28 protein-coding genes are annotated in these 24,788 nt (G+C 55.8%); 21 read left to right on the forward strand and 7 right to left on the reverse strand.

What is annotated here, in order from left to right:
* Window position 1: 1 nt before the first annotated feature.
* The 6 genes from hflC to rlmB all read left to right on the forward strand — a co-directional run bounded on the left by hflC (window position 2) and on the right by rlmB (window position 6,577).
* Window positions 2-1,006, forward strand: coding sequence for a protease modulator HflC (gene hflC, locus QQF33_RS07715; RefSeq protein WP_282493309.1), 1,005 nt, complete (start codon window positions 2-4; stop codon window positions 1,004-1,006).
* Between the two features lie 71 nt (window positions 1,007-1,077).
* Window positions 1,078-1,275 (forward strand): DUF2065 domain-containing protein, encoded by a 198-nt coding sequence (locus QQF33_RS07720; RefSeq protein WP_095280484.1) that lies wholly within the window; start codon window positions 1,078-1,080, stop codon window positions 1,273-1,275.
* Between the two features lie 102 nt (window positions 1,276-1,377).
* Complete coding sequence (locus tag QQF33_RS07725; RefSeq protein ID WP_282493310.1) at window positions 1,378-2,676, forward strand: adenylosuccinate synthase; 1,299 nt, start codon at window positions 1,378-1,380, stop codon at window positions 2,674-2,676.
* Between the two features lie 192 nt (window positions 2,677-2,868).
* Complete coding sequence (gene nsrR, locus QQF33_RS07730) at window positions 2,869-3,294, forward strand: nitric oxide-sensing transcriptional repressor NsrR (RefSeq protein WP_282493311.1); 426 nt, start codon at window positions 2,869-2,871, stop codon at window positions 3,292-3,294.
* Window positions 3,295-3,332: 38 nt separating this feature from the next.
* Window positions 3,333-5,780 carry a ribonuclease R gene (rnr, locus tag QQF33_RS07735; protein ID WP_285150334.1) on the forward strand — a complete coding sequence of 816 codons (2,448 nt, stop codon included), beginning with the start codon at window positions 3,333-3,335 and terminating at the stop codon, window positions 5,778-5,780.
* Window positions 5,781-5,845: 65 nt separating this feature from the next.
* Window positions 5,846-6,577, forward strand: coding sequence for a 23S rRNA (guanosine(2251)-2'-O)-methyltransferase RlmB (gene rlmB / locus QQF33_RS07740; protein ID WP_095280487.1), 732 nt, complete (start codon window positions 5,846-5,848; stop codon window positions 6,575-6,577).
* Between the two features lie 149 nt (window positions 6,578-6,726).
* On the opposite strand, the gene QQF33_RS07745 is transcribed toward rlmB, so the two are convergent.
* Window positions 6,727-8,016 carry an MFS transporter gene (locus QQF33_RS07745; protein ID WP_282493313.1) on the reverse strand — a complete coding sequence of 430 codons (1,290 nt, stop codon included), beginning with the start codon at window positions 8,014-8,016 and terminating at the stop codon, window positions 6,727-6,729.
* Between the two features lie 191 nt (window positions 8,017-8,207).
* On the opposite strand from QQF33_RS07745, the gene QQF33_RS07750 reads away from it, so the two are divergent.
* The gene (locus tag QQF33_RS07750; protein ID WP_285150335.1) at window positions 8,208-9,830 is read left to right on the forward strand and encodes an isovaleryl-CoA dehydrogenase; all 1,623 of its coding nucleotides are present in this window, start codon (window positions 8,208-8,210) and stop codon (window positions 9,828-9,830) included.
* 30 nt (window positions 9,831-9,860) lie between these two features.
* On the opposite strand, the gene yjfN is transcribed toward QQF33_RS07750, so the two are convergent.
* Together yjfN and bsmA are read right to left on the reverse strand one after the other, a co-directional pair.
* Window positions 9,861-10,136: a DUF1471 family protease activator YjfN gene (gene yjfN, locus QQF33_RS07755; RefSeq protein ID WP_282493315.1), complete on the reverse strand. Its 276-nt coding sequence runs from the start codon at window positions 10,134-10,136 to the stop codon at window positions 9,861-9,863.
* 152 nt (window positions 10,137-10,288) lie between these two features.
* Window positions 10,289-10,618, reverse strand: a complete 330-nt coding sequence (bsmA, locus tag QQF33_RS07760; protein ID WP_285145721.1) for a biofilm peroxide resistance protein BsmA — start codon at window positions 10,616-10,618, stop codon at window positions 10,289-10,291.
* Between the two features lie 138 nt (window positions 10,619-10,756).
* On the opposite strand from bsmA, the gene yjfP reads away from it, so the two are divergent.
* Complete coding sequence (gene yjfP / locus QQF33_RS07765) at window positions 10,757-11,485, forward strand: esterase (RefSeq protein ID WP_285150336.1); 729 nt, start codon at window positions 10,757-10,759, stop codon at window positions 11,483-11,485.
* Here the strand turns inward: yjfP and ulaR are convergent.
* Together ulaR and ulaG are read right to left on the reverse strand one after the other, a co-directional pair.
* On the reverse strand, window positions 11,482-12,237 hold the full coding sequence (ulaR, locus tag QQF33_RS07770) for an HTH-type transcriptional regulator UlaR (RefSeq protein ID WP_103947877.1): 756 nt from the start codon (window positions 12,235-12,237) through the stop codon (window positions 11,482-11,484). The two genes, yjfP and ulaR, sit on opposite strands and share 4 nt — an antisense overlap.
* 111 nt (window positions 12,238-12,348) lie before the next feature.
* Window positions 12,349-13,413, reverse strand: a complete 1,065-nt coding sequence (ulaG, locus tag QQF33_RS07775) for an L-ascorbate 6-phosphate lactonase (protein ID WP_285153581.1) — start codon at window positions 13,411-13,413, stop codon at window positions 12,349-12,351.
* A 359-nt stretch (window positions 13,414-13,772) separates the two neighbouring features.
* Between ulaG and ulaA the strand changes: the two genes are divergently transcribed.
* The 6 genes from ulaA to QQF33_RS07805 are packed head-to-tail and all read left to right on the forward strand — an operon-like array spanning window position 13,773 to window position 18,181.
* Window positions 13,773-15,170 carry a PTS ascorbate transporter subunit IIC gene (gene ulaA / locus QQF33_RS07780; protein WP_282493319.1) on the forward strand — a complete coding sequence of 466 codons (1,398 nt, stop codon included), beginning with the start codon at window positions 13,773-13,775 and terminating at the stop codon, window positions 15,168-15,170.
* Window positions 15,171-15,185: 15 nt separating this feature from the next.
* A complete protein-coding gene (gene ulaB, locus QQF33_RS07785) occupies window positions 15,186-15,491 on the forward strand; it encodes a PTS ascorbate transporter subunit IIB (RefSeq protein ID WP_282493320.1) in 306 nt (101 codons plus the stop codon).
* A 9-nt stretch (window positions 15,492-15,500) separates the two neighbouring features.
* The gene (gene ulaC / locus QQF33_RS07790; RefSeq protein ID WP_282493321.1) at window positions 15,501-15,968 is read left to right on the forward strand and encodes a PTS ascorbate transporter subunit IIA; all 468 of its coding nucleotides are present in this window, start codon (window positions 15,501-15,503) and stop codon (window positions 15,966-15,968) included.
* Window positions 15,969-15,981: 13 nt separating this feature from the next.
* Entirely contained in the window at window positions 15,982-16,632 is a 651-nt protein-coding gene (gene ulaD, locus QQF33_RS07795; protein ID WP_282493322.1) for a 3-keto-L-gulonate-6-phosphate decarboxylase UlaD, read from the forward strand.
* 9 nt (window positions 16,633-16,641) lie between these two features.
* Window positions 16,642-17,508 (forward strand): L-ribulose-5-phosphate 3-epimerase, encoded by an 867-nt coding sequence (locus QQF33_RS07800; RefSeq protein ID WP_285145725.1) that lies wholly within the window; start codon window positions 16,642-16,644, stop codon window positions 17,506-17,508.
* Complete coding sequence (locus tag QQF33_RS07805; RefSeq protein ID WP_285150338.1) at window positions 17,495-18,181, forward strand: L-ribulose-5-phosphate 4-epimerase; 687 nt, start codon at window positions 17,495-17,497, stop codon at window positions 18,179-18,181. The genes QQF33_RS07800 and QQF33_RS07805 overlap by 14 nt, the downstream gene beginning before the upstream one ends.
* 79 nt (window positions 18,182-18,260) lie before the next feature.
* Here QQF33_RS07805 and yjfY read toward each other — a convergent pair whose 3' ends face one another.
* Window positions 18,261-18,536, reverse strand: a complete 276-nt coding sequence (gene yjfY, locus QQF33_RS07810) for a DUF1471 family protein YjfY (RefSeq protein WP_285150339.1) — start codon at window positions 18,534-18,536, stop codon at window positions 18,261-18,263.
* 342 nt (window positions 18,537-18,878) lie between these two features.
* Between yjfY and rpsF the strand changes: the two genes are divergently transcribed.
* The 5 genes from rpsF to QQF33_RS07835 all read left to right on the forward strand — a co-directional run bounded on the left by rpsF (window position 18,879) and on the right by QQF33_RS07835 (window position 21,407).
* Window positions 18,879-19,274: a 30S ribosomal protein S6 gene (rpsF, locus tag QQF33_RS07815; RefSeq protein ID WP_011915632.1), complete on the forward strand. Its 396-nt coding sequence runs from the start codon at window positions 18,879-18,881 to the stop codon at window positions 19,272-19,274.
* A gap of 6 nt (window positions 19,275-19,280) precedes the next feature.
* Complete coding sequence (gene priB / locus QQF33_RS07820) at window positions 19,281-19,595, forward strand: primosomal replication protein N (RefSeq protein ID WP_100777875.1); 315 nt, start codon at window positions 19,281-19,283, stop codon at window positions 19,593-19,595.
* Between the two features lie 4 nt (window positions 19,596-19,599).
* Window positions 19,600-19,827 (forward strand): 30S ribosomal protein S18, encoded by a 228-nt coding sequence (gene rpsR / locus QQF33_RS07825; RefSeq protein ID WP_000135199.1) that lies wholly within the window; start codon window positions 19,600-19,602, stop codon window positions 19,825-19,827.
* Window positions 19,828-19,868: 41 nt separating this feature from the next.
* Window positions 19,869-20,318, forward strand: a complete 450-nt coding sequence (rplI, locus tag QQF33_RS07830; protein ID WP_059179941.1) for a 50S ribosomal protein L9 — start codon at window positions 19,869-19,871, stop codon at window positions 20,316-20,318.
* Window positions 20,319-20,471: 153 nt separating this feature from the next.
* Window positions 20,472-21,407 (forward strand): DMT family transporter, encoded by a 936-nt coding sequence (locus QQF33_RS07835; protein ID WP_285157640.1) that lies wholly within the window; start codon window positions 20,472-20,474, stop codon window positions 21,405-21,407.
* Between the two features lie 35 nt (window positions 21,408-21,442).
* Here QQF33_RS07835 and QQF33_RS07840 read toward each other — a convergent pair whose 3' ends face one another.
* Entirely contained in the window at window positions 21,443-22,087 is a 645-nt protein-coding gene (locus tag QQF33_RS07840) for an OapA family protein (protein WP_285145729.1), read from the reverse strand.
* Between the two features lie 233 nt (window positions 22,088-22,320).
* Between QQF33_RS07840 and fklB the strand changes: the two genes are divergently transcribed.
* A complete protein-coding gene (gene fklB / locus QQF33_RS07845) occupies window positions 22,321-22,941 on the forward strand; it encodes an FKBP-type peptidyl-prolyl cis-trans isomerase (protein WP_174348693.1) in 621 nt (206 codons plus the stop codon).
* 309 nt (window positions 22,942-23,250) lie between these two features.
* Window positions 23,251-24,660, forward strand: a complete 1,410-nt coding sequence (gene cycA / locus QQF33_RS07850) for a D-serine/D-alanine/glycine transporter (protein WP_285157641.1) — start codon at window positions 23,251-23,253, stop codon at window positions 24,658-24,660.
* The last annotated feature ends 128 nt before the right edge of the window (window positions 24,661-24,788 follow it).

Here is a 24,788-nt window from a genome sequence, read left to right on the forward strand (position 1 = left end):
GATGCGTAAGTCAGTTATTGCGATTATCATCATCGCGCTGGTCGTACTTTATACCTCCATCTTTGTGGTGAAAGAGGGCGAGCGCGGGATCACCATGCGCTTCGGTAAAGTTCTGCGTGACGATGAAAACAAACCGCTGGTCTTCGAGCCGGGTCTGCACTTTAAGCTCCCGATGATTGAATCAGTGAAAATGCTCGACGCCCGTATCCAGACCATGGATAACCAGGCCGACCGCTTCGTCACTAAAGAGAAAAAAGACCTGATCGTCGATTCTTACATCAAATGGCGTATCAGCGATTTCAGCCGTTACTATCTGGCAACGGGCGGCGGTGACGTCTCTCAGGCCGAAGTGCTGCTGAAACGTAAGTTCTCTGACCGTCTGCGCTCTGAAATTGGTCGTCTGGATGTGAAAGACATCGTGACCGATTCCCGTGGTCGTCTGACGCTGGAAGTCCGTGACGCGCTGAACTCCGGTACCGCGGGTACCGAAGACGAAGTGGCGACACCGGCGGCCGATGACGCGATTGCCAAAGCGGCTGAGCGTGTTCAGGCTGAAACCAACGGCAAAGTGGCGGTGATGAACCCGAACAGTATGGCGGCGTTAGGTATCGAAGTGGTCGATGTGCGTATCAAGCAGATCAACCTGCCTACCGAAGTGTCTGAAGCGATTTATAGCCGTATGCGCGCTGAGCGTGAAGCGGTTGCCCGTCGCCACCGTTCACAGGGTCAGGAAGAGGCTGAAAAGCTGCGCGCAACAGCGGATTACGAAGTGACGAAAACGCTGGCAGAATCCGAACGTCAGGGCCGCATTATGCGCGGTGAAGGCGATGCGGAAGCCGCGAAACTGTTTGCTGACGCGTTCAGCCAGGATCCGGATTTCTATGCCTTTATCCGTAGCCTCCGTGCGTATGAAAACAGCTTCCAGAGCAATCAGGATGTGATGGTGCTCAGCCCTGACAGCGATTTCTTCCGTTATATGAAGACGCCAGGCAACGCCACGCGATAAACTCATTCTCGTTTGAGTTATCAAACCACCGCTCTCAACGGAGCGGTGGTTTTCTTTTATAGGGAGCTAAAATGAATTCCACTATCTTGCTGGCGCTTGCTCTGGTTTTGGTCCTCGAAGGGCTGGGCCCGATGCTTTATCCGCGTGCGTGGCGTCGAATGATCGCCACCATGACACAATTGCCGGATAATATTTTACGTCGTTTTGGCGGGGGTCTTGTGGTTGCAGGAGTGGTGATCTACTACATGTTGAGGAAAACGATTGGCTGATCAAAAAGTGGTCGGATTTGCCTTATATTGAGGGCAAAAAGTGCTGTAACTCTGAAAAAGCGGTGGTAGAATCCATTTTTAAGCAATCGGTGATTTTGAAAAATGGGTAACAACGTTGTCGTACTGGGCACCCAATGGGGTGACGAAGGTAAAGGGAAGATTGTCGATCTTCTGACTGAACGTGCTAAATATGTTGTACGCTATCAGGGTGGTCACAACGCAGGCCATACTCTCGTAATCAACGGTGAAAAAACCGTCCTCCATCTTATTCCATCAGGCATTCTTCGTGAAAATGTGACCAGCATCATCGGTAACGGTGTTGTGCTTTCTCCTGCTGCGCTGATGAAAGAGATGAAAGGCCTGGAAGACCGTGGTATCCCGGTTCGTGAGCGTCTGCTGCTCTCCGAAGCCTGCCCGCTGATCCTCGACTATCATGTCGCACTGGACGTAGCGCGCGAAAAAGCACGTGGCGCGAAAGCTATCGGCACCACCGGCCGTGGCATCGGCCCTGCTTACGAAGATAAAGTTGCCCGTCGCGGTCTGCGCGTTGGTGACCTGTTCGACAAAGCCACCTTCGCTGAAAAACTGAAAGAAGTGATGGAATATCACAACTTCCAGCTGGTGAACTTCTACAAAGCTGACGCCGTTGACTACCAGAAAGTGCTGGATGATGTCATGGCGGTGGCTGACATCCTGACCGGTATGGTTGTGGATGTGTCCGATCTGCTGGACCAGGCGCGTAAGCGTGGCGATTTCGTCATGTTTGAAGGCGCGCAGGGTACGCTGCTGGATATCGACCACGGTACCTATCCGTACGTGACCTCCTCTAACACCACCGCCGGTGGCGTGGCGACGGGCTCTGGCCTGGGTCCGCGTTATGTGGATTACGTTCTGGGTATCATCAAAGCTTACTCCACTCGCGTGGGTGCAGGTCCATTCCCGACTGAGCTGTTTGATGACATCGGCGAGTTCCTGTGCAAGCAAGGTAACGAGTTCGGCGCGACCACCGGTCGTCGTCGTCGTACCGGCTGGCTGGATGCGGTTGCCGTGCGTCGCGCAGTGCAGATCAACTCCCTGTCTGGCTTCTGCCTGACCAAGCTGGACGTGCTGGACGGCCTGAAAGAAGTGAAAATCTGCGTTGGCTACCGTATGCCAGATGGCCGCGAAGTGACCACCACTCCGCTGGCAGCTGACGACTGGGAAGGTATCGAGCCGATCTACGAAACCATGCCAGGCTGGTCCGAAACCACCTTTGGTGTGAAAGAGCGTAGCGGTCTGCCGAAAGCGGCGCTGGATTACATCAAGCGTATCGAAGAACTGACCGAAGTGCCGATCGACATTATCTCTACCGGCCCTGACCGTACTGAAACCATGATTCTGCGCGACCCGTTCGACGCATAATCTGAGTGGTTAACGGCCTGCGGGAAGCCCCGCAGGCCGGATAAACGAAGTGCTATTTGGCAATCGCCTCCTGTTCCTCGCTTTTTCCCCCTTTCAGTCAAATAAATTAGCCGCTAAGTATCTGGCTGGTTTATCATCAATAGTGAATATCTCTGCGGTCTGACCGCGTTTTTCCCTTTTCCTGAGGTTGATGTGCAGTTAACGAGTTTCACCGATTACGGCTTACGTGCGCTGATTTACATGGCGTCGTTGCCACAAGGACAGATGACCAGTATCTCTGAGGTGACAGAGGTCTACGGCGTGTCCCGTAATCATATGGTCAAAATAATCAATCAACTTAGCCGTGCGGGATACGTAACTGCCGTCCGCGGGAAAAACGGGGGGATTCGTCTCGGTAAACCCGCGCAGAGTATTCGTGTTGGGGATGTGGTACGTGAACTGGAGCCGCTGACTCTGGTGAATTGCAGCAGCGAGTTCTGCCACATCACTCCCGCTTGCCGCCTGAAAAAGGCGCTTTCTAAGGCTGTGCAAAGTTTTCTCAAGGAACTGGATAACTACACGCTGGCCGATTTGGTTGAAGAGAATCAACCGCTTTATAAATTATTGCTGGTGGAATGAAGAAAATTTCCACCGGAGCTGACAACGGAGGAACCGACATGTCACATGATCCTTTCCAGGAACGCGAAGCCGAAAAGTACGCGAATCCTATCCCAAGCCGCGAGTTCATCATCGAACACTTAACAAAACGCGAAAAACCCGCTAACCGTGAAGAACTTGCCGTTGAATTAAACATTGAAGGCGAAGAGCAAATTGAAGCCCTTCGTCGCCGCCTGCGCGCCATGGAGCGCGACGGCCAGTTGGTCTTTACCCGCCGTCAGTGCTATGCCCTGCCGGAACGTCTCGACCTGCTGAAAGGCATCGTCATCGGCCATCGCGATGGCTTTGGCTTCCTGCGCGTTGAAGGCCGCAAGGACGACCTGTACCTCTCATCTGAACAGATGAAGATGTGCATCCACGGCGATCAGATCCTGGCGCAGCCGCTAGGCGCTGACCGCAAGGGCCGCCGTGAGGCACGCGTGGTGCGTGTCCTGGTGCCTAAAACCAGCCAGATCGTCGGGCGTTACTTCACCGACGCTGGCGTGGGTTTTGTGGTGCCGGACGACAGCCGTCTGAGCTTCGACATCCTGATCCCGCCGGAAGAGGTGATGGGCGCGCGCATGGGCTTCGTGGTGGTGGTTGAACTCACCCAGCGTCCAACACGCCGTACCAAAGCGATCGGTAAGATCGTGGAAGTGCTGGGCGATAACATGGGCACCAGCATGGCCGTGGATATGGCGCTGCGTACTCATGAGATCCCTTACGTCTGGCCTGATGCCGTTGAAAACCAGGTCAAAGATCTGAAAGAACAGGTGCCGGAAGAGGCCAAAATCGGCCGCGTGGATCTGCGCGATCTGCCGCTGGTGACCATTGATGGCGAAGACGCACGCGACTTTGATGACGCCGTCTTCTGCGAGAAAAAACGCGGCGGCGGCTGGCGCCTGTGGGTGGCGATTGCCGACGTGAGCTATTACGTGCGCCCTAACACCCCGCTGGACAATGAAGCGCGCAGCCGTGGCACGTCCGTCTACTTCCCGTCGCAGGTGGTCCCAATGCTGCCGGAAGTGCTCTCCAACGGTTTGTGCTCCCTGAACCCGCAGGTTGATCGTCTGTGCATGGTCTGCGAAATGACCATCTCCACCAAAGGGCGTTTAACCGGCTACAAATTCTATGAAGCGGTGATGAGCTCGCACGCGCGCCTGACCTACACCAAAGTCTGGCACATGCTGCAGGGCGACCAGGAGCTGCGCGAGCAATACGCGCCGCTGGTCAAACATATCGAAGAGCTGCACAACCTCTACAAAGTGCTGGATCAGGCGCGCGAAGAGCGCGGCGGGATCTCCTTTGAGAGCGAAGAGGCGAAGTTCATCTTCAACGCCGAACGTCGCATCGAGCGTATCGAGCAGACGCAGCGTAACGATGCCCACAAGCTGATCGAAGAGTGCATGATTCTGGCGAACATCTCGGCGGCGCGTTTCGTTGAGAAAGCTAAAGAGCCTGCGCTGTTCCGTATTCACGATAAACCGACCACCGAAGCGATCACCGCGTTCCGTTCGGTGCTGGCGGAGCTGGGTCTGGAACTGCCGGGCGGCAGCAAACCAGAGCCGCGCGACTACGCCGAGCTGCTGGAGTCCATCGGCGATCGTCCTGACGCAGAGATGCTGCAAACCATGCTGCTGCGTTCGATGAAACAGGCGATTTACGATCCGGAAAACCGCGGTCACTTCGGCCTGGCGCTGCAGTCTTACGCGCACTTTACCTCGCCGATTCGTCGTTACCCGGATCTGTCGTTGCACCGCGCCATTAAGTATCTGCTGGCGCAGGAGCAGGGGCACAAAGGCAACACCACCGAAACCGGCGGCTACCACTACTCCATGGAAGAGATGCTCCAGCTGGGTCAGCACTGTTCGATGGCGGAACGCCGCGCCGACGAAGCGACGCGCGATGTGGCGGACTGGCTGAAGTGTGACTTCATGCTGGATCAGGTAGGCAACGTCTTTAGAGGCGTCATCGCCAGCGTCACCGGCTTTGGCTTCTTCGTGCGTCTCGACGAGCTGTTCATCGACGGTCTGGTCCACGTCTCCTCTCTGGACAACGACTACTATCGCTACGATCAGGTCGGTCAGCGTCTGACCGGTGAATCCGGCGGCCAGACTTACCGTCTGGGCGATCGCGTGGAAGTTAAAGTTGAAGCCGTGAACATGGACGAGCGTAAGATTGATTTCAGCCTGATCTCCAGCGAACGTGCGCCGCGTAACGTTGGGAAAACCGAGCGTGAGAAGGCCAGAAAAGGGCCGAACGGCAAAACCAGCGGTAAGCGCCGTCAGACCGGTAAAAAGGTGAACTTCGAGCCGGATGCCGCTTTCCGTGGTGATAAAGCCAAAGCTGCGCCGAAACCGCCGAAAGCGAAGAAAGAGAAAGGCGCGAAAAAGCCGTCGGCCAAGACTCAGAAAATAGCAGCCGCGACCAAAGCGAAGCGTGCGGCGAAGAAAAAAGTGGCGGAGTGATTTCCCCCTCACCCTGACCCTCTCCCCATAGGGGAGAGGGAAAAAGCAATTAACGAGAACCATCAATGAGTGAAATGATTTACGGCATCCATGCGGTGCAGGCCCTGCTGGAGCGCGCCCCGGAGCGTTTTCAGGAAGTTTATATTCTGAAAGGGCGTGAGGATAAACGTCTGCTGCCGCTGATCCATGCTCTGGAAGCCCAGGGCGTGGTGATTCAGCTGGCGAGCCGCCAGTTCCTCGATGAGAAAAGCGAGGGAGCCGTTCACCAGGGCATTATCGCCCGTGCGAAACCGGGTCGTCAGTACCAGGAAAACGATCTGCCGGATCTGATTGCCCAACTGGATAACCCGTTCTTCCTGATCCTCGACGGCGTGACCGATCCGCACAACCTCGGCGCATGCCTGCGTAGCGCTGATGCGGCGGGCGTCCATGCGGTGATTGTGCCGCGCGATCGTTCTGCACAGCTGAACGCCACGGCCAAGAAAGTGGCCTGCGGCGCGGCGGAAAACGTACCGCTGATCCGCGTGACCAACCTGGCGCGCACCATGCGTCAGCTGCAGGAAGAGAACATCTGGATCGTTGGCACCGCTGGCGAAGCCGACCATACCCTGTATCAGAGCAAAATGACTGGCCGTATGGCGCTGGTGATGGGGGCTGAAGGGGAAGGGATGCGCCGTCTGACGCGCGAGCATTGCGACGAGCTGATCAGCATTCCGATGGCGGGCAGCGTTTCGTCTCTGAACGTGTCTGTGGCAACAGGTATTTGCCTGTTCGAAGCGGTGCGTCAGCGCGGGTGATGGTGTTTTTGCCGGGTGGCGGCTGCGCCTTACCCGGCCTACAAAAGCGCGACCATGCCGTATGTTGCCGGGTGACGGCTTCGCCTTACCCGGCCTACAAATGCACGATCCTGTAGGCCCGGTAAGCGTAGCGCCACCGGGCGCAAAGGCTACTCCTCCAGCGACCGAAGATGGTCGTCTTTCTTGAGCGTCATCAGCGCGACAATACTCACCACCGCCGTCGCCATCACGTAATACGCCGGAATATCCAGATTCCCCGTCTGCTTAATCAATCCGGTAATAATCAAACCCGCACAGCCCGAGAAGATCGCGTTCGACAGCGAATAGGCCAGCCCCAGCCCGGTATAACGCACGCGCGTCGGGAACATCTCCGACAGCATCGCCGGACCCGGCCCCGCCAGCATTCCGACCAGACCGCCCGCAATCAGCACCACCATCGCTTTCACCGCCAGCGTGCTGGACTCCAGCTGCAAAATCTTCAGCAGCGGCAGGGCGAGGATCAGCAGCAGCGCAGTGGCAATCACCATCACCGTGCGTCGCCCGATGCGGTCGCTCAGTATCCCCGACGGAATAATCGTCAGCGCAAACCCGATATTCGAAATCACCGCAATTAGCAGCGCCTGGTTAAAGCCCGTGTGCAGCGCGGATTGCAGGTAAGTCGGCATAATCACCAGATAGGTATACCCGGCGGCAGACCATACCATCACGCGGCCAATTCCCATCACGATCGCTTTCAGCGTTGCGGCAGTCTGCGCCCGGGCGACGACCGGTTTCTCTTTCTGCTGCACAAAACTCGGTGTCTCTTCCATGCTGACGCGCAGCCACAGGGCAACCACGCCCATCGGCAGGGCGAGGAAGAACGGAATGCGCCATCCCCAGTCATGCAGCGCTTCTGGCGTCATCACCGCCGAGAGCAGGGCGACGATACCTGCGCCTGCCAGCAGACCGAGCGCCACGGTAAAGGATTGCCATGCGCCGTACAGCCCGCGTTTGCCGCGCGGCGCAAACTCGGTCATCAGCGACACCGCTCCGCCATATTCACCACCGGCAAACAGCCCTTGCAGGATGCGCAGTCCGGTGATGATCAGCGGCGCGGCAATGCCGATGCTGGCGTATACCGGCACCATGCCGATAGCGGCAGTGGCAAGTGTCATCAGCACCAGGACGATAATCAGCGTCGGCTTACGGCCGATGCGGTCGCCAATACGACCGAACACCACCGCGCCGAGCGGGCGGAAGAAGAAGGCGATTGCGAACGAGGCGTAGGTGAGGATCAGGCTGGTCATCCCCGCTTCGCCTTCAAGCTGGAAGAAGTTCTTCGCAATGACGGTGGCCATAAAGCCATACACCGCGAATTCATACCATTCGATGAAGTTGCCAATCGAGCCTGCAATTAAAGCGCGCTTGTGCGCATCCGGCGCACGTTGGGAAGAGTGCATAATGATTCTCTCTCGGAAGATGAGAATAAATTATTCAACAGATTGGTCCGCGTGAAATAGTTTATTCTTATGTTGTGTGACCTGATTCACGAATGATTTCAGGTAGATCGCCACCCTGTGACCCGACTCCCATGCAGCCGCCCCGTGCTCTGTCCATACTTACCTTCATTGCCATTGAAGGAGGGACACATATGCACTGGCAGACACACACGGTTTTTAACCAGCCTGTACCGCTGTCGAACAGCAATCTGTTTCTGTCCGATTGCGCCCTGCACGACGCAGTGGCGCGGGAAGGCGCTGAGTGGGACAGCGAATTTCTCGCCAGCATCGGCCAGCAGTTAGGCACGGCGGAATCGCTCGAACTGGGCCGCCTCGCCAACGCTAATCCGCCGGAGCTATTGCGTTACGATCCGCGCGGGGAGCGGCTGGACGATGTGCGCTTTCACCCGGCGTGGCACCTGCTGATGCAGGGGCTGTGCGCCAATCGGGTCCACAATCTGGCCTGGGAAGACGAAGCCCGCAAAGGGTCGTTTGTCGCCCGTGCCGCGCGGTTTGTGCTTCACGCGCAGGTCGAGGCCGGAACGCTTTGCCCGATTACCATGACCTTTGCCGCCACGCCGCTTCTCCAGCAGTCGCTGCCCAAACCTTTCCACGACTGGCTCTCGCCGCTGATGAGTGACCGTTACGATCCCCATCTTGCCTCCGGCGCGCAGAAACGCGGGCTGTTGATCGGCATGGGCATGACCGAAAAACAGGGCGGCTCGGATGTGTTGAGCAACACCACGCGGGCAGAAAAGTGCAGCGACGGCAGCTATCGGCTGATAGGGCATAAGTGGTTTTTCTCTGTGCCGCAAAGCGATGCCCATCTGGTGCTGGCCCAGGCGCACGGCGGGTTATCGTGCTTTTTCGTGCCGCGCATTCTGCCCGACGGACAGCGCAATGAAGTCCGGCTGGAGCGTCTGAAAGACAAGCTCGGCAATCGCTCGAACGCCAGCAGTGAAGTCGAGTTGATGAACGCCTCGGGCTGGCTGCTGGGCGAAGAGGGTGAGGGCGTGCGCCAGATCCTGAAGATGGGTGGGCTGACGCGCTTTGACTGTGCGCTGGGCAGCCACGGGCTGATGCGCCGCGCGCTGTCGGTCGCCCTGTATCACGCCCATCAGCGGCAGACGTTTGGCAAAAATCTTGTCGATCAGCCCCTGATGCGCGACGTCCTGAGCCGGATGGCGCTCCAGCTCGAAGGGCAAACTGCGCTGCTGTTCCGCCTGGCGCGCGCCTGGGATCGTCGGGAAGATTCGCAAGAATCCGCATGGGCGCGGCTCTTCACGCCCGCGGCAAAATACAGCGTCTGCAAAGGGGGCATCCCGTTTGTCGCCGAGGCGATGGAAGTGCTGGGCGGCGTCGGGTATTGCGAAGAGAGCGAGCTGCCGCGCATTTACCGGGAAATGCCGGTGAACAGCATCTGGGAAGGCTCGGGCAATATCATGTGTCTGGATGTACTGCGGGTGCTGGCGAAACAGTCGGGGATTCAGGATGTACTGCACGATGACTTCGCGCAGGTAAAAGGCCAGGATCGCCATTTCGATCGCGGCTGGCGACAGTTGCAGCAAAAATTGCGGAAACCGCAGGAGGCGCAGGGCCGGGAGATCACGCAGCAACTCTATCTACTGGGAGCCGGAGCGCAAATGCTGCGACACGCCTCTCCGCCTGTGGCACAAGCCTGGTGTCGCATGATGCTGGATCCTCGCGGAAGTACGCTCCTGAGCGAGCAGGTGCAAAATGACCTGCTGCTCCGCGCCACGGGGAGAGTGGGTTAAGGCATCAGACGGACGGGTTTATCGGCGCGGTCAGGCGTAAAGAATCGCCTGCACCCGCCACTGATCGACCTGTCTGTCTTCCTGCATCTGGATAATGCGATACCAGGACGCGCCCTGCTCATCCGCTTTAAAGGCAATCACACGTTCAACGTCCTGCGGGCTCCCTGAAATGTTATTCACGGAGATCAGGCCAATTTCATTTAAGCCTGTGACGCAATCAGCACTGGCAAACTCTGCCGACTGCGCGGTGGTGCTCATCAGCCCAGCTGAGAGCAGCAGTGAGGTCAAAGCAAGAGATCGTTTCATTGTCAGCTCCATTTCACATGTCTCCGGTATCCGCCGGGCAATCCTTCGCAAATAAACTCACTTCCATTGTCACAGGCATGGAGTTTATTGTGGACAGGAAAACGTCTATGGACGCAAAGCAGTGTAAATGTCGTTTAAATGCTGACAGTTAGTTATTTGCGATACAGAATGGCTTGCGAGTACCACTGTCCGGTAATGATGGTTTCATCCACCATAATGATGACGTAGTAATCTGCTTTTGCGGCGACAGCTTTCGCTCTGATGTCATCCTCGGCATCCGCCGGTGAGCCACGAACTAACGTGCTGACCGTACCCATTCGCTGTAATCCTTCGGTCTGATTACGACGAATTTCCTGAGGATGGCTGGTGGCCGGCGGAGCGGGCTGAGGTGTTCCTTCCAGCACGCTACAGCCTGTGACCAGCAGCACCAGCAATAAAGCAGCGAACCTGCGCATAACCATATCTCGTTTCCTGATAGCCATAGTGTAGATGTCTGCGAATTTCCTTTTGGGGGAATGTTCCCAAACTGTTATCTGTGACGTCATTTTCGAATGAAAATAGCGTGAAAGCGTAATCCAGTTCTCAACATTATGAATCACCCATTAGAAAGAGGATCGACCATGATTGAACTTAAAACGCAGCGGCTTGGTGACCACGAGATTTTACACGCATTCCCGGCCGGAATGCGTGAGCAACCGTTGCCTGTTGTTATTTTTTATCATGGGTTTACCTCATCAAAACTGGTTTACAGCTACTTTGCCGTCGCGCTGGCACAGGCGGGATTTCGCGTGGTGATGCCCGATGCACCCGATCACGGCTCGCGCTTTTCGGGTGACGAGCAGGCGCGGTTGGGCCAGTTCTGGCAAATCTTACAGGGCAGCCTGGGTGAGTTTTCCGGGCTATGCGATGCGCTCTATCAGGCGGGGCTGGTGGACGATGAACGTCTTGCCGTCGCCGGAGCGTCGATGGGTGGCATGACCGCGCTGGGAATTATGGCACGCCACCCGGAAGTGAAGTGCGTGGCAAGCTTAATGGGCTCGGGCTATTTTTCGACGCTTTCCCAAACGCTGTTTCCGCCGCAGGCGCAGGATATCGACGCCGTCCAGGCTTCGCTCGCTGGTTGGGACGTGACTCACGCGCTGCCGCATCTGGCGGACCGCCCGCTGCTGCTCTGGCACGGCGAGGCCGATGATATCGTGCCTGCCGCTGAGACGTTCCGTTTACAGCAGGCGCTGGTGCGTGAGGGGTTAGATAGCCATCTCACCTGCCTGTGGGAGGCGGGCGTGCGGCACCGCATCACGCCCACGGCGCTGGATGCCACCACTGCGTTTTTCCGCCAGCACCTCTAAACGCGCAGGATTTTGACGCCCAGATCCTCAAGTTTTTGCAGGATCTGCGGATTGGCACTTTTACCGGTGATCACCATGTCGATCTGTTCGGCGCGGCTGAACAGCATTCCGGCGCGCTCGCCCACTTTGCTGCTGTCGACCAGCACCACCAGTTTCCCGACGACGTTGAGCATATTCTGCTCCGCCATCGCCGTGAGCATATCGGTTTTGTACAGCCCGTCCGCAGTGAGCCCTTTGCCGCTGGTGAACATCCAGTGCCCGGCGTACAGGCTGTTTTCGCTGTCCTGTGGGCTGAGGGTGATGGACTGGCTCTTGTTGTACTGGCCGCCCATGATCACCACGCTTTCGTGCTCCTGGTCGATCAGATAGTTCGCCAGCGGCAGATAGTTAGTGATGATTTGCACCGGCTTCCCGCACATCTCACGTCCCAGTAGAAAGGCCGTCGAGCCGCAGTTAATCACCACGCTTTCACCGGGATTCACCAGCTGCGACGCAGCGCGGGCAATACGCACTTTCTCATCGTGATTCTGCGCCTGATGAATATTCATTGGCGTCCAGCGCGGGCGCTGCTGGCTGATGGCCTCTGCGCCATTGCGCACTTTCTTGAGCTTACCGCTCTCATCGAGCTTATTGATATCGCGACGCGCCGTGGCGGGGGATATTTCAAGACGATCAATCACTTGTTCGACGGTGACAAAACCTTTTTGTGCCAGGAGTTCCAGTAAGATTTGATGCCGTTGCGCTTCCGTCATGAGCTATTCCGAAAAAAATTGATTTTAAAAGATGATATTTGAAATAGCCTGAAAATACTAAGCAAAAAGAGAATCGCCAGGCGCACTGGCCTGGCGATCGCCGCTCCGTGATTACAGGAACGATTTAAATGGCAGATCCGGTTCAATGGTGAAGCAATCATCGAAGCCGCGCGGGTAGTGATATTCGAAATTATCTTTATCCAGCGGCCAGGTAAATTTGCCGCCCACCTGCCAGATAAACGGCTTGAAGCCATATTTCAGGCGGTCTTTTTTCATCTCCCACAGAACGCGGATCTCCTGCGGATCGGCCTGGAAGTTTGACCAGATATCGTGGTGGAACGGGATCACCACTTTGGTGTTGAGCGCTTCCGCCATGCGCAGCATATCGGCGCTGGTCATTTTGTCGGTGATTCCGCGCGGGTTTTCGCCATAGGAGCCCAGCGCCACATCGATCTGATGCTCGTTCCCGTGTTTCGCATAGTAGTTGGAGTAGTGAGAATCGCCGCTGTGATACAGCGAACCGCCCGGCGTTTTGAACAGATAGTTTACCGCGCGCTGGTCCATACCATCCGGCAGAACGCCCGCCGCCTTCTGGTCGGCAGGGAGGGTGATCAACGCGGTGCGGTCAAACGCATCAAGAGCATGGATCTCCACGTCTTTGATTTTCACCACGTCGCCCGGCTTCATCACAATGCAGCGCTCTTTCGGCACGCCCCAGCCAATCCACAGATCCACACAGGTTTGCGGCCCGATGAACGGCACATCGTCGGCGCAGTTTTGCATGACGGCGGCGGCCACGTTGACGTCGATATGATCGTTATGATCGTGAGTCGAGAGCACCGCATCGATCTGACGAATGGCGAACGGATCCAGCACAAACGGCGTGGTACGCAGGTTCGGCTGGAGTTTTTTGACGCCTGCCATGCGCTGCATCTGGTGGCCGTCTTTCATCAGCGGATTGCCGTGGCTCTGTTTGCCGGTACCGCACCAGAAATCGACGCAGATGTTGGCGCTGCCTTCTGATTTCAGCCAAATCCCGGTGCAGCCCAGCCACCACATCGCAAAAGTACCCGGTGCGACCTGCTCTTGCTCGATCTCTTCATTCAGCCAGCTGCCCCATTCCGGGAAGGTGCTCAGGATCCATGATTCACGGGTGATGGATTTCACTTTACTCATCGTTTGACTCCCTCATTAATCATAATTAATCACAAAATGACGCGTTGTGATTTATGTTGTCACCATTAAATCAGCATTGCAACGACGATTTTGCAAATTAAGAGATGTAACAAGTCGTACTAACAGACGGGTGGGAATCCATTTTTTCGTTTGAAATCATTGTTAATTACTTAAATTAAAAGAATAAATTAAGGCTGGTAAGTGTGAAATGAAAATCATTATGAAGCACAGGGAAATAATTTGCGTGGCGCGTCACAAATAATCAAATGCAATCTTGTGGTGATTATTTGTGATTACTAGAGTGAGGGCACTTCTCTTACGCAGTTTGTCCTTCGTACCCTCACTTTCTGGAGTGTGTTATGGAAATCCTCTACAGCGTCTTTACCGTCTTCTTCAATCAGGTAATGACCAATGCGCCGCTGTTGCTGGGTATTGTGACGTGTCTCGGCTATATCCTGTTACGCAAAAGCGCGAGCGTGATTGTTAAGGGCACCATCAAAACCATTATCGGTTTTATGCTGCTGCAGGCAGGTTCCGGTATTTTAACCAGCACGTTTAAACCTGTTGTCGCCAAAATGTCGGAAGTTTACGGCATTAACGGCGCTATCTCCGACACCTACGCCTCCATGATGGCGACCATTGATCGCATGGGCGAAGCCTATAGCTGGGTGGGATACGCGGTCCTGCTGGCGCTGGCCCTGAACATTACCTACGTTCTGCTGCGTCGCATCACCGGTATTCGCACCATCATGCTGACCGGGCACATCATGTTCCAGCAGGCCGGGCTGATCGCGGTCTTCTTCTTTATCTTCGGCTACCCGATGTGGACCACCATCATCTGCACGGCAGTGCTGGTGTCGCTCTACTGGGGCATCACCTCCAACATGATGTACAAGCCGACGCAGGAAGTGACCGACGGCTGCGGTTTTTCCATTGGTCACCAGCAGCAGTTCGCCTCCTGGATTGCCTATAAAGTTGCGCCTTTCCTCGGCAAAAAAGAGGAGAGCGTGGAAGACCTCAAGCTCCCCGGTTGGCTGAACATTTTCCACGACAATATCGTCTCTACGGCGATTGTGATGACCATTTTCTTCGGCGCGATTCTGCTCTCCTTCGGCATTGATGTGGTGCAGGCGATGGCCGGGAAAACTCACTGGACGATCTACATTCTGCAGACCGGCTTCCAGTTCGCGGTGGCGATTTTCATCATCACCCAGGGCGTGCGTATGTTTGTGGCTGAGCTTTCCGAGGCCTTCAACGGCATCTCTCAGCGACTGATTCCTGGCGCCGTTCTGGCGATTGACTGTGCGGCCATCTATAGCTTTGCGCCGAACGCCGTCGTGTGGGGCTTTATGTGGGGCACCATCGGCCAGCTGATTGCGGTTGGCATTCTGGTCGGCTGTGGCTCCTCCATTCTGATCATTCCAGGCTTTATTCCGATGTTCTTCTCCAACGCCACTATCGGCGTGTTCGCTAACCACTTCGGTGGCTGGCGCGCGGCGCTCAAGATTTGTCTGGTGATGGGGATGATCGAAATCTTTGGCTGCGTATGGGCAGTCAAACTGACCGGTATGAGCGCCTGGATGGGCATGGCGGACTGGTCGATTCTGGCACCGCCGATGATGCAGGGCTTCGCCTCTGTCGGCATCGTCTTTATGGCCGTCATTATCCTGATTGCACTGGTTTATATGGTCTTCGCAGGGCGCACATTACGCGCTGAAGAAGACGCTGAGAAACAGCTGGCAGAGCACTCTGCCTAACAAGGAGTTTTGATTATGACCGTACGTATTCTGGCAGTGTGTGGTAACGGGCAGGGCAGCTCCATGATCATGAAAATGAAAGTGGACCAGTTTCTCACCGGGCAGGGGGTTGATCATTCGGTGAACAGCTGCGCCGTGGGCGAGTACAAAAGCGAGCTGAGCGGGGCGGATATCATCATTGCCTCCACGCATATCGCCGGCGAAATCACCGTGACGGGCAATAAATACGTGGTGGGCGTGCGCAATATGCTCTCCGCCGCGGATTTTGGTCCGAAGCTGATGGACGTCATCAAAGAGCACTTCCCCGGTGATATCAAATAAGGACGCGAGATGAAATTACGTGATTCGCTGGCGGAGAACCGTTCCATCCAGCTCCAGGCCGAGGCCAGCACCTGGCAGGAGGCCGTCAAACTGGGCGTCGATTTACTGGTTAAGGCAGATGTGGTTGAGCCGCGCTATTACCAGGCCATTCTCGACGGCGTGGCGCAGCACGGACCGTACTTCGTCATTGCCCCAGGCCTTGCGATGCCGCACGGCCGCCCGGAAGAGGGCGTCAAAAAAACCGGCTTCGCGCTGGTCACGCTGAAAACACCGCTGGTCTTTAACCATGAAGACAACGACCCGGTCGATATCCTGATCACCATGGCGGCAGTCGATGCCACCACCCATCAGGAAGTGGGCATCATGCAGATCGTGAATCTGTTTGATGATGAAGCCAATTTCGACCGTTTACGCGCCTGCCGTACCGAGCAGGACGTGCTGGATTTAATCGATCACGCCAATGCGGCGGCAGTTTAAGAGGGAATTGAATATGTCATTACCGATGTTGCAGGTCGCGCTGGATAACCAAACGATGGCCCATGCGTATGAAACCACGCGCCTGATTGCGGAAGAAGTGGACATCATCGAAGTCGGCACCATTCTTTGCGTCGGAGAGGGCGTTCGCGCTGTGCGCGATCTGAAAGCCCTGTACCCGCACAAAATCGTGCTGGCAGACGCCAAAATCGCCGATGCCGGAAAAATCCTTTCGCGGATGTGCTTTGAAGCCAACGCCGACTGGGTGACGGTGATCTGCTGTGCGGATATCAACACCACCAAAGGCGCGCTGGAAGTGGCGAAAGAGTTCAACGGCGATGTGCAGATTGAACTGACCGGCTACTGGACCTGGGAACAGGCGCAGGAGTGGCATGACGCGGGCATTCAGCAGGTGGTTTATCACCGCAGCCGTGACGCGCAGGCGGCGGGTGTGGCTTGGGGTGATGCCGATATCAGCGCGATTAAACGCCTTTCGGATATGGGCTTTAAAGTCACCGTGACGGGCGGCCTGGCGCTGGAAGATTTACCGCTGTTTAAAGGCATCCCGATTCACGTCTTCATCGCCGGGCGCAGCATTCGTGATGCCGCTTCTCCGGTCGAAGCGGCGCGTCAGTTCAAACGTTCCATCGCCCAGCTGTGGGGCTAAGGAGCGGGTATGTTATCGAAACAGGTCCCGCTGGGTATCTATGAAAAGGCGCTCCCTGCGGGGGAGTGCTGGCTTGAGCGCCTGCAGCTGGCGCAAAAGCTGGGATTCGATTTTGTTGAAATGTCCGTGGACGAGACGGATTTACGTCTTTCTCGTCTCGACTGGAGCCGTGAACAGCGTTTGGCGTTGGTCAATGCGGTAGCGGAAACCGGCGTGCGCGTGCCGTCGATGTGCCTGAGTGCGCATCGTCGTTTTCCCCTCGGCAGCGAGGACGACGAGGTTCGCAACCAGGGCCTGGAGATCATGCGCAAAGCCATCACCTTCGCGCAGGATGTCGGTATCCGCGTGATCCAGCTGGCGGGCTATGACGTTTACTATCAGGAAGCCAACGACGAAACGCGCCGTCGTTTTCGTGAGGGGCTGAAGGAGAGCGTCGAAATGGCCAGCCGTGCGCAGGTGACGCTGGCGATGGAGATCATGGATTACCCGCTGATGAACTCCATCAGCAAGGCGCTGGGCTACGCGCATTATCTCAATAATCCGTGGTTCCAGATCTACCCTGACATCGGCAATCTTTCGGCATGGGACAACGACGTGCAGATGGAACTGCAGGCCGGGCGCGGGCATATCGTGGCGGTTCACGTCAAAGACACGCGTCCAGGTGTTTTCAAAAACGTCCCCTTCGGCACCGGGGTGGTGGATTTCGAACAGTGCTTCCGGACGCTCAAACAGAGCGGCTACTGCGGACCGTATCTGATTGAGATGTGGAGTGAAACGTCAGACGACCCGATTGCCGAAGTGGCGAAAGCCCGCGACTGGGTTCGCGAGCGGATGGCTCGGGCGGGACTGCTGGAGGCTTCTCATGCAGCAGCTTAAACAGCAGGTGTTTGACGCCAATATGGATCTGCCGCGCTACGGTCTGGTGACCTTTACCTGGGGCAACGTGAGCGCGATCGATCGTGAACGCGGGAGGGTGGCAATCAAACCCAGCGGCGTGGCGTACGACGTCATGCGGCCAGAGGATATGGTGGTGGTGGATCTCGACGGCAACGTCATCGACGGGAAATGGAATCCCTCTTCGGATACCGCTACCCATCTGGCGCTCTATCGCCGCTATCCATCCCTCGGCGGCGTGGTGCATACCCACTCCACCCATGCGACGGCCTGGGCGCAGGCCGGGCTGGCGATTCCGGCGCTGGGCACCACGCACGCGGACTATTTCTTTGGCGACATCCCCTGTACCCGGGCGTTAACCGAAGAGGAAGTGCAGGGCGAATATGAGCTCAACACCGGGAAAGTGATTATCGAGACGATCGGTGAGCATGAACCGCTGCATACGCCGGGGATTGTCGTCTGGCAGCACGGTCCGTTCGCGTGGGGCAAAAGTGCGCACGATGCGGTGCACAATGCGGTGGTGATGGAAGAGGTGGCGAAAATGGCGTGGATTGCGCGCGGGATCAACCCGCAGCTTCAGCCCATCGACAGCTATCTGATGAACAAACATTACCAGCGCAAACACGGGCCGAACGCCTATTACGGGCAGAAATAAAAAAAGCCCCCGGGCAGGGGGCAAGTCAAACTATGGCTATATTCTCGTTGTTGGCTTTCCTGGTGCTAGCGTCAAAGTCTTATCGATAGATATCTGCGCTGACATGCATGTTGCCGTTGCTACCGGGCTCGCGGGTCAATATTACGTGGTAATACTGTGCGCCCTGTGCATCGGTCTCTTCATTCAGCGCCTGATCTGCTTCACTTTCGGTGGCGAAATTATGGTTTATGTAAATGACACCTAAGCTCTGCACATCATCCATATTTCTGGCCTGTCGACCGTCGATCTTGATGGCTGCCATCGCGTTTGCACTGAGCAAAAGCGCAGCCAGAATGGCTATTACGATTTTTTTCATGATATGCGCTCCACGACTGCGTGCTGTGTGACGGTTTTTCCTCTCCTTTTCACCGGGGATAGGGTCTGATTAAAGTGTAATCGCTAATAGTGTGGCGAATGGCGACCATTTCTGATGCTGTTGTTCAAAAAAGTCGCGCTTTTCGATGTGTCTAATTTTAAATCATCTACTTAGACCCGCTTCACGGTTTGTGCGAATTATTTGTGCAATCAGCTTGAGTTTTTGGGGGTTCGCAATTAGAATGACGCGTCAATTTTTCGGCCGCCCTTTAACACGTTCCTTGCCTCCATGGGCCGCGGCTGACCCAGACAGGAGGCTGAATAATCCGTAAGGAGCAATTCGATGCGTCATTACGAAATCGTTTTTATGGTCCATCCTGACCAGAGCGAACAGGTTCCGGGTATGATCGAACGTTACACTGGTGCAATCACTGCAGCAGAAGGTACGATCCACCGTCTGGAAGACTGGGGCCGCCGTCAGCTGGCTTACCCGATCAACAAACTGCACAAAGCTCACTACGTTCTGCTGAACGTTGAAGCTCCGCAGGAAGCGATCGATGAGCTGGAAACTAACTTCCGCTTCAACGACGCCGTTATCCGCAGCATGGTAATGCGTACTAAGAACGCAGTTACCGAAGCATCTCCGATGGTTAAAGCGAAAGACGAGCGCCGTGAGCGTCGCGATGATTTCGCAAACGAAACCGCAGATGATTCTGATGCTGGGGATTCTGAAGAGTAATTTCTGATGACCAACCGTCTGGTGTTGTCCGGTACCGTGTGCAGGACCCCCCTTCGTAAGGTCAGCCCATCAGGAATTCCTCATTGCCAGTTCGTGCTTGAGCATCGTTCTGTGCAGGAGGAAGCCGGGTTTCACCGGCAGGCGTGGTGCCAAATGCCCGTTATTATTAGCGGACACGAAAACCAGGCCATTACTCACAGTATAACGGTCGGCTGTGCAGTCACCGTTCAGGGGTTCATCTCTTGCCACAAGGCAAAGAACGGCCTGAGCAAAATGGTTCTGCATGCCGAGCAGATTGATTTGATAGATTCTGGAGACTAGCCATATGGCACGTTATTTCCGTCGTCGCAAGTTCTGCCGTTTCACCGCGGAAGGCGTTCAAGAGATCGACTATAAAGATATCGCAACGCTGAAAAACTACATCACCGAAAGCGGTAAGATTGTCCCAAGCCGTATCACCGGTACTCGTGCAAAATATCAGCGTCAGCTGGCTCGCGCTATCAAACGCGCTCGCTACCTGTCCCTGCTGCCGTACACTGATCGTCATCAGTAATCGGGCACGGTCCATTAATACGACTTTAAGAGGATAAGGTAATGCAAGTTATTCTGCTTGATAAAGTAGCAAACCTGGGCAGCCTGGGTGATCAGGTTAACGTTAAAGCGGGTTACGCACGTAACTTCCTGGTTCCACAGGGTAAAGCTGTTCCAGCTACTAAGAAAAACGTAGAGTTTTTCGAAGCACGTCGTGCTGAACTGGAAGCCAAACTGGCTGACGTTCTGGCGGCTGCTAATGCTCGTGCTGAAGCAATCAATGCACTGGGCACCGTTACCATCGCGTCTAAATCTGGCGACGAAGGTAAACTGTTCGGTTCTATCGGTACTCGCGACATCGCTGACGCTGTAACTGCAGCTGGCGTTGAAGTGGCTAAGAGCGAAGTTCGCATGCCGAACGGCGTTCTGCGTACCACTGGTGAGCACGAAGTGGACTTCCAGGTTCACAGCGAAGTGTTCGCTAAACTGGTTGTTAACGTTGTAGCTGAGTAATTTTTTACTCTGTTAGCGTTTGAAGCGCCGGCCTTGTGCCGGCGTTTTGTTTTTTAAGCCCCGCCAAAATCACACCCTGCATCTTGTATGGTAGCTATTCCCGTCGCATTCCCTGATAATAAATGAAACGCCATTTTATCTCTGAGATTTGCTATGGACGCCCCTCAACCCGTATCCCTGTTTGCCCGTAAGAAAATCGCCTACGCCAGCGCCACGCTCTGCTGCCTGTTGTGGGGAAGCTCTTATCCGGCGATCAAAAGCGGCTACGAACTTTTCCAGATTGCCACCGACGATATTCCGTCGAAAGTGGTCTTCGCTGGCTACCGTTTTCTCTTCGCCGGTCTGATATTGCTGATGTTTGCCCTCGCCCAGCGCAAGCCCATTGCCCGGCTCACGCCACGGCAGTTTGGACAGCTGACGCTGCTGGGCCTGACCCAAACGTCAATCCAGTACGTTTTTTTCTATGTGGGTCTCGCGTACACCACAGGCGTGAAAGGCTCGATCATGAACGCGACCGGGACCTTCTTCAGCGTGCTGCTGGCGCACTTTATCTATCAGAACGACAAGCTCAGCTATAACAAAACCATCGGCTGTATTCTCGGCTTTGCGGGCGTGATGCTGGTGAACTTCAACAGCGGATTGATGGATTTCCACTTTGTCTGGAAGGGCGACGGTTTTGTGGTACTGGCGGCGTTTATTCTCTCTGCCGCTACGCTGTACGGAAAACGGATTTCGCAAACCGTCGACCCGACGGTGATGACCGGCTGGCAGTTAGCCATTGGCGGGCTGGCGCTGGTGGTGGGAGGCTACTCGACAGGCGGAACGCTGGAAGTGCACAGCACGGCGGCGGTGACAGTGCTCGGCTACCTGACGCTGCTGTCGTCCGTGGCCTTTGCCCTCTGGAGTATGCTGCTCAAAGTGAACCGCGTTAGCATGATTGCCCCGTTCAACTTTGTTATTCCCGTAGCCGGTACCGTGCTGTCGGCCATTTTCCTTGGGGAAAACATTCTGGACATCAAATACGCTATCGCGCTGGTGCTGGTCTGCTCGGGGATCTGGTGGGTGAATAAGGCGAAAAAAAGCGTCTGATGTGAACGCCCGGTCAGCGCGACCGGGCACTTCGGTTATTTCACGCGCATAAAGTTGCCGTTTTGCTCACGCATAAACAGCACCTGCTGCCCGTTTCCGGTATCAATCGTCAGGCCCGTCACGACGCCGTTGGCGTTCTGGCGAATCTGCACCATCTGGCCATTCTGCAAGTTACTGAGGGGTTTTCCTTCGCCTTCTACCTGCGCCATCGCATAGACATCGGTCGGCGGCAGATTATGGTCGCGGAACAGCTGCGCCATGGTTTTACCCGGCTCGACGCGGTAGGCGCGCCACTGCTGATCAATCCCTGGCGGCTGTTGCACCTGGGACCGAACGGGCGCGGCGGCTTGTTCCTGCGGCTGCTCTTCCTGAACCGGTTCCGGGGAGACCGGCGCGACTTGATCCGGGTCGTTTGACGGCGTGACCAGCTGCGTCTGCATTGGCTGTTGATCCGGCTGCGGCCGGGACTGCGACTGAATGTCCAGCTGCGCGTTGCGGCTCACGGGCTGCGCATCGCTGCTGTCATCGCCAGAAGGAAGCAGGAATCCGATCACCACCACCAGCGCGGCAATAATAATGCCCCGGCGGTGCAGCGGCGGCAGCGGATCCATGATGCGAAAATTGTCCGGCGCATGCCAGATTTTCTCCAGGGTAGGTTTCAGTTCAAATCGCCCGGGCATGGCTCTCCTCCTGCTCCGCATCATTATAATCCTGTCCTGAGAAGTATAGTCTGCTAACTGCCTGAATGGCGTAGTAAACCCGACTCGTGTGACTCATGTTTAGGAAAACACCTGGTCGCCCCTATTGTTTCTGTTTCGCCGCAGTTTGTCATCTTAACTTAAGACAAAGTTTTACCCATAAGGGCGTGGCTGATATGCTGCCCGCTACTTTAAATGTGATGGAAGGAAAACCCATGACCACCCCGACTTTTGACACTATCGAAGCGCAGGCAAGCTACGGTATCGGTTTGCAGGTAGGACAGCAGCTGAGCGAATCCGGCCTGGAAGGACTGTTACCTGAAGCACTGGTGGCGGGTATCGCTGACGCGCTGGAAGGCAAACATCCGGCTGTACCGGTAGACGTTGTGCACCGCGCACTGCGTGAAGTTCATGAGCGTGCAGATGCCGTTCGTCGCGAGCGTTTCGAAGAAATGGCCGCTGAAGGCGTGAAATACCTGGAAGAAAACCGTGAGAAAGAGGGCGTGAACAGCACCGAATCCGGTCTGCAGTTCCGCGTGATCACTCAGGGCGAAGGCGCCATCCCGGCTCGCACTAACCACGTGCGCGTGCACTACACCGGCAAACTGATCGACGGCACCGTGTTCGATAGCTCCGTGGCGCGCGGTGAACCGGCTGAATTCCCGGTCAACGGCGTGATCCCAGGTTGGATCGAAGCGCTGACCCTGATGCCGGTCGGTTCCAAATGGGAACTGACTATCCCGCAGAACCTGGCTTACGGCGAGCGTGGCGCTGGCGCGTCCATCCCGCCATTCAGCACCCTGGTGTTTGAAGTCGAGCTGCTGGAAATCCTGTAATCGGCATACGCATTTCCTCTCCCGCTGCGGGAGAGGAAGTAGTGAGAAAACCTATAGTTACGCCGATATCAACATTTAATCTTGCAAACAGCCGAGTTGCGTGTATTTTTGTGAGCTGTTTCGCGTTGTATGAGTGATATGACACTCACTTTAAACATATTATTAACATAATATCTATTTCATAGTATTCATCCCGCCGATTCTTACCTACTATCGATGAGTCCTTTTACGGGGACCGTCATGTATTGACGTATTTAAAGGCCAGAAGAGCCTTAACAACACAGACAGGCACAAACAGGAAAAAATCACATGGTAGATCAGGTAAAAGTCGTTGCCGACGAAGAGGCATCGTCTGAACAGTCGCTACGGCGCAATCTCACAAACCGTCATATTCAGCTTATCGCCATTGGCGGTGCAATCGGCACGGGGCTGTTCATGGGGTCAGGCAAAACCATCAGCCTTGCCGGACCGTCGATCATCTTCGTCTATATGATCATCGGTTTTATGTTGTTCTTCGTGATGCGGGCAATGGGTGAATTGCTGCTCTCGAATCTCGAATACAAATCCTTCAGCGACTTCGCCTCCGACCTGCTCGGACCGTGGGCGGGATACTTTACCGGCTGGACCTACTGGTTCTGCTGGGTGGTCACCGGTATGGCTGACGTCGTTGCCATCACTGCTTACGCGCAGTTCTGGTTCCCCGGCCTTTCCGACTGGGTGGCGTCCCTTGCGGTGATTGTTCTGCTGCTGAGCCTCAACCTCGCCACCGTGAAAATGTTCGGTGAGATGGAGTTCTGGTTCGCGATGATTAAAATCGTCGCTATCGTTGGGCTGATTGTCGTGGGCCTGGTGATGGTGCTGACGCACTTCCAGTCACCGACCGGCGTGCAGGCTTCCTTTACGCACCTGTGGAATGACGGCGGCTGGTTCCCGAAAGGGCTGAGCGGCTTCTTCGCGGGCTTCCAGATTGCGGTCTTCGCCTTCGTGGGCATCGAGCTGGTGGGCACCACCGCGGCGGAAACCAAAGATCCGGAGAAATCCCTGCCGCGCGCGATTAACTCCATCCCGATTCGTATCATCATGTTCTACGTCTTCGCGCTGATCGTGATTATGTCCGTGACGCCGTGGAGCTCGGTTGTCCCAACCAAGAGCCCGTTCGTCGAACTGTTCATGCTGGTGGGTCTGCCTGCGGCAGCGAGCCTGATTAACTTCGTGGTGCTGACCTCGGCGGCCTCGTCTGCCAACAGCGGCGTGTTCTCGACCAGCCGTATGTTGTTCGGTCTGGCGCAGGAAGGCGTGGCGCCGAGCGCATTCGCGAAGCTCTCCAAACGCGCCGTTCCGGCGAAAGGGCTGACTTTCTCCTGCATCTGCCTGCTGGGCGGTGTGGTGATGCTGTACGTCAACCCGAGCGTGATTGGCGCGTTCACCATGATCACCACGGTTTCCGCGATCCTGTTCATGTTTGTCTGGACGATTATTCTTTGCTCGTACCTGGTGTACCGCAAACAGCGTCCACAGCTGCATGAAAAATCGATCTACAAAATGCCGCTCGGTAAGCTGATGTGCTGGGTTTGCATGGCGTTCTTCGTGTTCGTGCTGGTTCTGCTGACGCTGGAAGATGACACCCGTCAGGCGCTGATTGTGACGCCGCTGTGGTTTATCGCGCTGGGGTTAGGCTGGCTGTTTATCGGTAAGAAACGTATGGCAGGCGTGCGTTAAGTCTGTTGCCGGATGGCGCTAGCGCTTATCCGGCCTACGAAGGCGACAAATGCACGAAATTCTGATGCCGGATGGCGCTTCGCTTATCCGGCCTACGAAGGCGACAAATGCACGAAATTCTGATGCCG

Origin of the sequence: Lelliottia wanjuensis (assembly GCF_030238365.1) — a bacterium.
Classification (GTDB): domain Bacteria; phylum Pseudomonadota; class Gammaproteobacteria; order Enterobacterales; family Enterobacteriaceae; genus Enterobacter; species Enterobacter wanjuensis.

What these genes read in the sequence shown, in the direction of transcription:
- rplI (WP_059179941.1), top strand. Translation starts at nt 19,869, where the DNA reads ATGCAAGTTATTCTGCTTGATAAAGTAGCAAACCTGGGCAGCCTGGGT.
- priB (WP_100777875.1), top strand. Translation starts at nt 19,281, where the DNA reads ATGACCAACCGTCTGGTGTTGTCCGGTACCGTGTGCAGGACCCCCCTT.
- hflC (WP_282493309.1), top strand. Translation starts at nt 2, where the DNA reads ATGCGTAAGTCAGTTATTGCGATTATCATCATCGCGCTGGTCGTACTT.
- QQF33_RS07800 (WP_285145725.1), top strand. Translation starts at nt 16,642, where the DNA reads ATGTTATCGAAACAGGTCCCGCTGGGTATCTATGAAAAGGCGCTCCCT.
- ulaG (WP_285153581.1), bottom strand. Translation starts at nt 13,413, where the DNA reads ATGAGTAAAGTGAAATCCATCACCCGTGAATCATGGATCCTGAGCACC.
- rpsF (WP_011915632.1), top strand. Translation starts at nt 18,879, where the DNA reads ATGCGTCATTACGAAATCGTTTTTATGGTCCATCCTGACCAGAGCGAA.
- QQF33_RS07840 (WP_285145729.1), bottom strand. Translation starts at nt 22,087, where the DNA reads ATGCCCGGGCGATTTGAACTGAAACCTACCCTGGAGAAAATCTGGCAT.
- QQF33_RS07745 (WP_282493313.1), bottom strand. Translation starts at nt 8,016, where the DNA reads ATGCACTCTTCCCAACGTGCGCCGGATGCGCACAAGCGCGCTTTAATT.
- ulaA (WP_282493319.1), top strand. Translation starts at nt 13,773, where the DNA reads ATGGAAATCCTCTACAGCGTCTTTACCGTCTTCTTCAATCAGGTAATG.
- bsmA (WP_285145721.1), bottom strand. Translation starts at nt 10,618, where the DNA reads ATGGCTATCAGGAAACGAGATATGGTTATGCGCAGGTTCGCTGCTTTA.
- ulaB (WP_282493320.1), top strand. Translation starts at nt 15,186, where the DNA reads ATGACCGTACGTATTCTGGCAGTGTGTGGTAACGGGCAGGGCAGCTCC.
- yjfN (WP_282493315.1), bottom strand. Translation starts at nt 10,136, where the DNA reads ATGAAACGATCTCTTGCTTTGACCTCACTGCTGCTCTCAGCTGGGCTG.
- ulaD (WP_282493322.1), top strand. Translation starts at nt 15,982, where the DNA reads ATGTCATTACCGATGTTGCAGGTCGCGCTGGATAACCAAACGATGGCC.
- QQF33_RS07720 (WP_095280484.1), top strand. Translation starts at nt 1,078, where the DNA reads ATGAATTCCACTATCTTGCTGGCGCTTGCTCTGGTTTTGGTCCTCGAA.
- QQF33_RS07725 (WP_282493310.1), top strand. Translation starts at nt 1,378, where the DNA reads ATGGGTAACAACGTTGTCGTACTGGGCACCCAATGGGGTGACGAAGGT.
- ulaC (WP_282493321.1), top strand. Translation starts at nt 15,501, where the DNA reads ATGAAATTACGTGATTCGCTGGCGGAGAACCGTTCCATCCAGCTCCAG.
- yjfY (WP_285150339.1), bottom strand. Translation starts at nt 18,536, where the DNA reads ATGAAAAAAATCGTAATAGCCATTCTGGCTGCGCTTTTGCTCAGTGCA.
- rnr (WP_285150334.1), top strand. Translation starts at nt 3,333, where the DNA reads ATGTCACATGATCCTTTCCAGGAACGCGAAGCCGAAAAGTACGCGAAT.
- rpsR (WP_000135199.1), top strand. Translation starts at nt 19,600, where the DNA reads ATGGCACGTTATTTCCGTCGTCGCAAGTTCTGCCGTTTCACCGCGGAA.
- ulaR (WP_103947877.1), bottom strand. Translation starts at nt 12,237, where the DNA reads ATGACGGAAGCGCAACGGCATCAAATCTTACTGGAACTCCTGGCACAA.
- fklB (WP_174348693.1), top strand. Translation starts at nt 22,321, where the DNA reads ATGACCACCCCGACTTTTGACACTATCGAAGCGCAGGCAAGCTACGGT.
- QQF33_RS07750 (WP_285150335.1), top strand. Translation starts at nt 8,208, where the DNA reads ATGCACTGGCAGACACACACGGTTTTTAACCAGCCTGTACCGCTGTCG.
- QQF33_RS07835 (WP_285157640.1), top strand. Translation starts at nt 20,472, where the DNA reads ATGGACGCCCCTCAACCCGTATCCCTGTTTGCCCGTAAGAAAATCGCC.
- cycA (WP_285157641.1), top strand. Translation starts at nt 23,251, where the DNA reads ATGGTAGATCAGGTAAAAGTCGTTGCCGACGAAGAGGCATCGTCTGAA.
- QQF33_RS07805 (WP_285150338.1), top strand. Translation starts at nt 17,495, where the DNA reads ATGCAGCAGCTTAAACAGCAGGTGTTTGACGCCAATATGGATCTGCCG.
- yjfP (WP_285150336.1), top strand. Translation starts at nt 10,757, where the DNA reads ATGATTGAACTTAAAACGCAGCGGCTTGGTGACCACGAGATTTTACAC.
- rlmB (WP_095280487.1), top strand. Translation starts at nt 5,846, where the DNA reads ATGAGTGAAATGATTTACGGCATCCATGCGGTGCAGGCCCTGCTGGAG.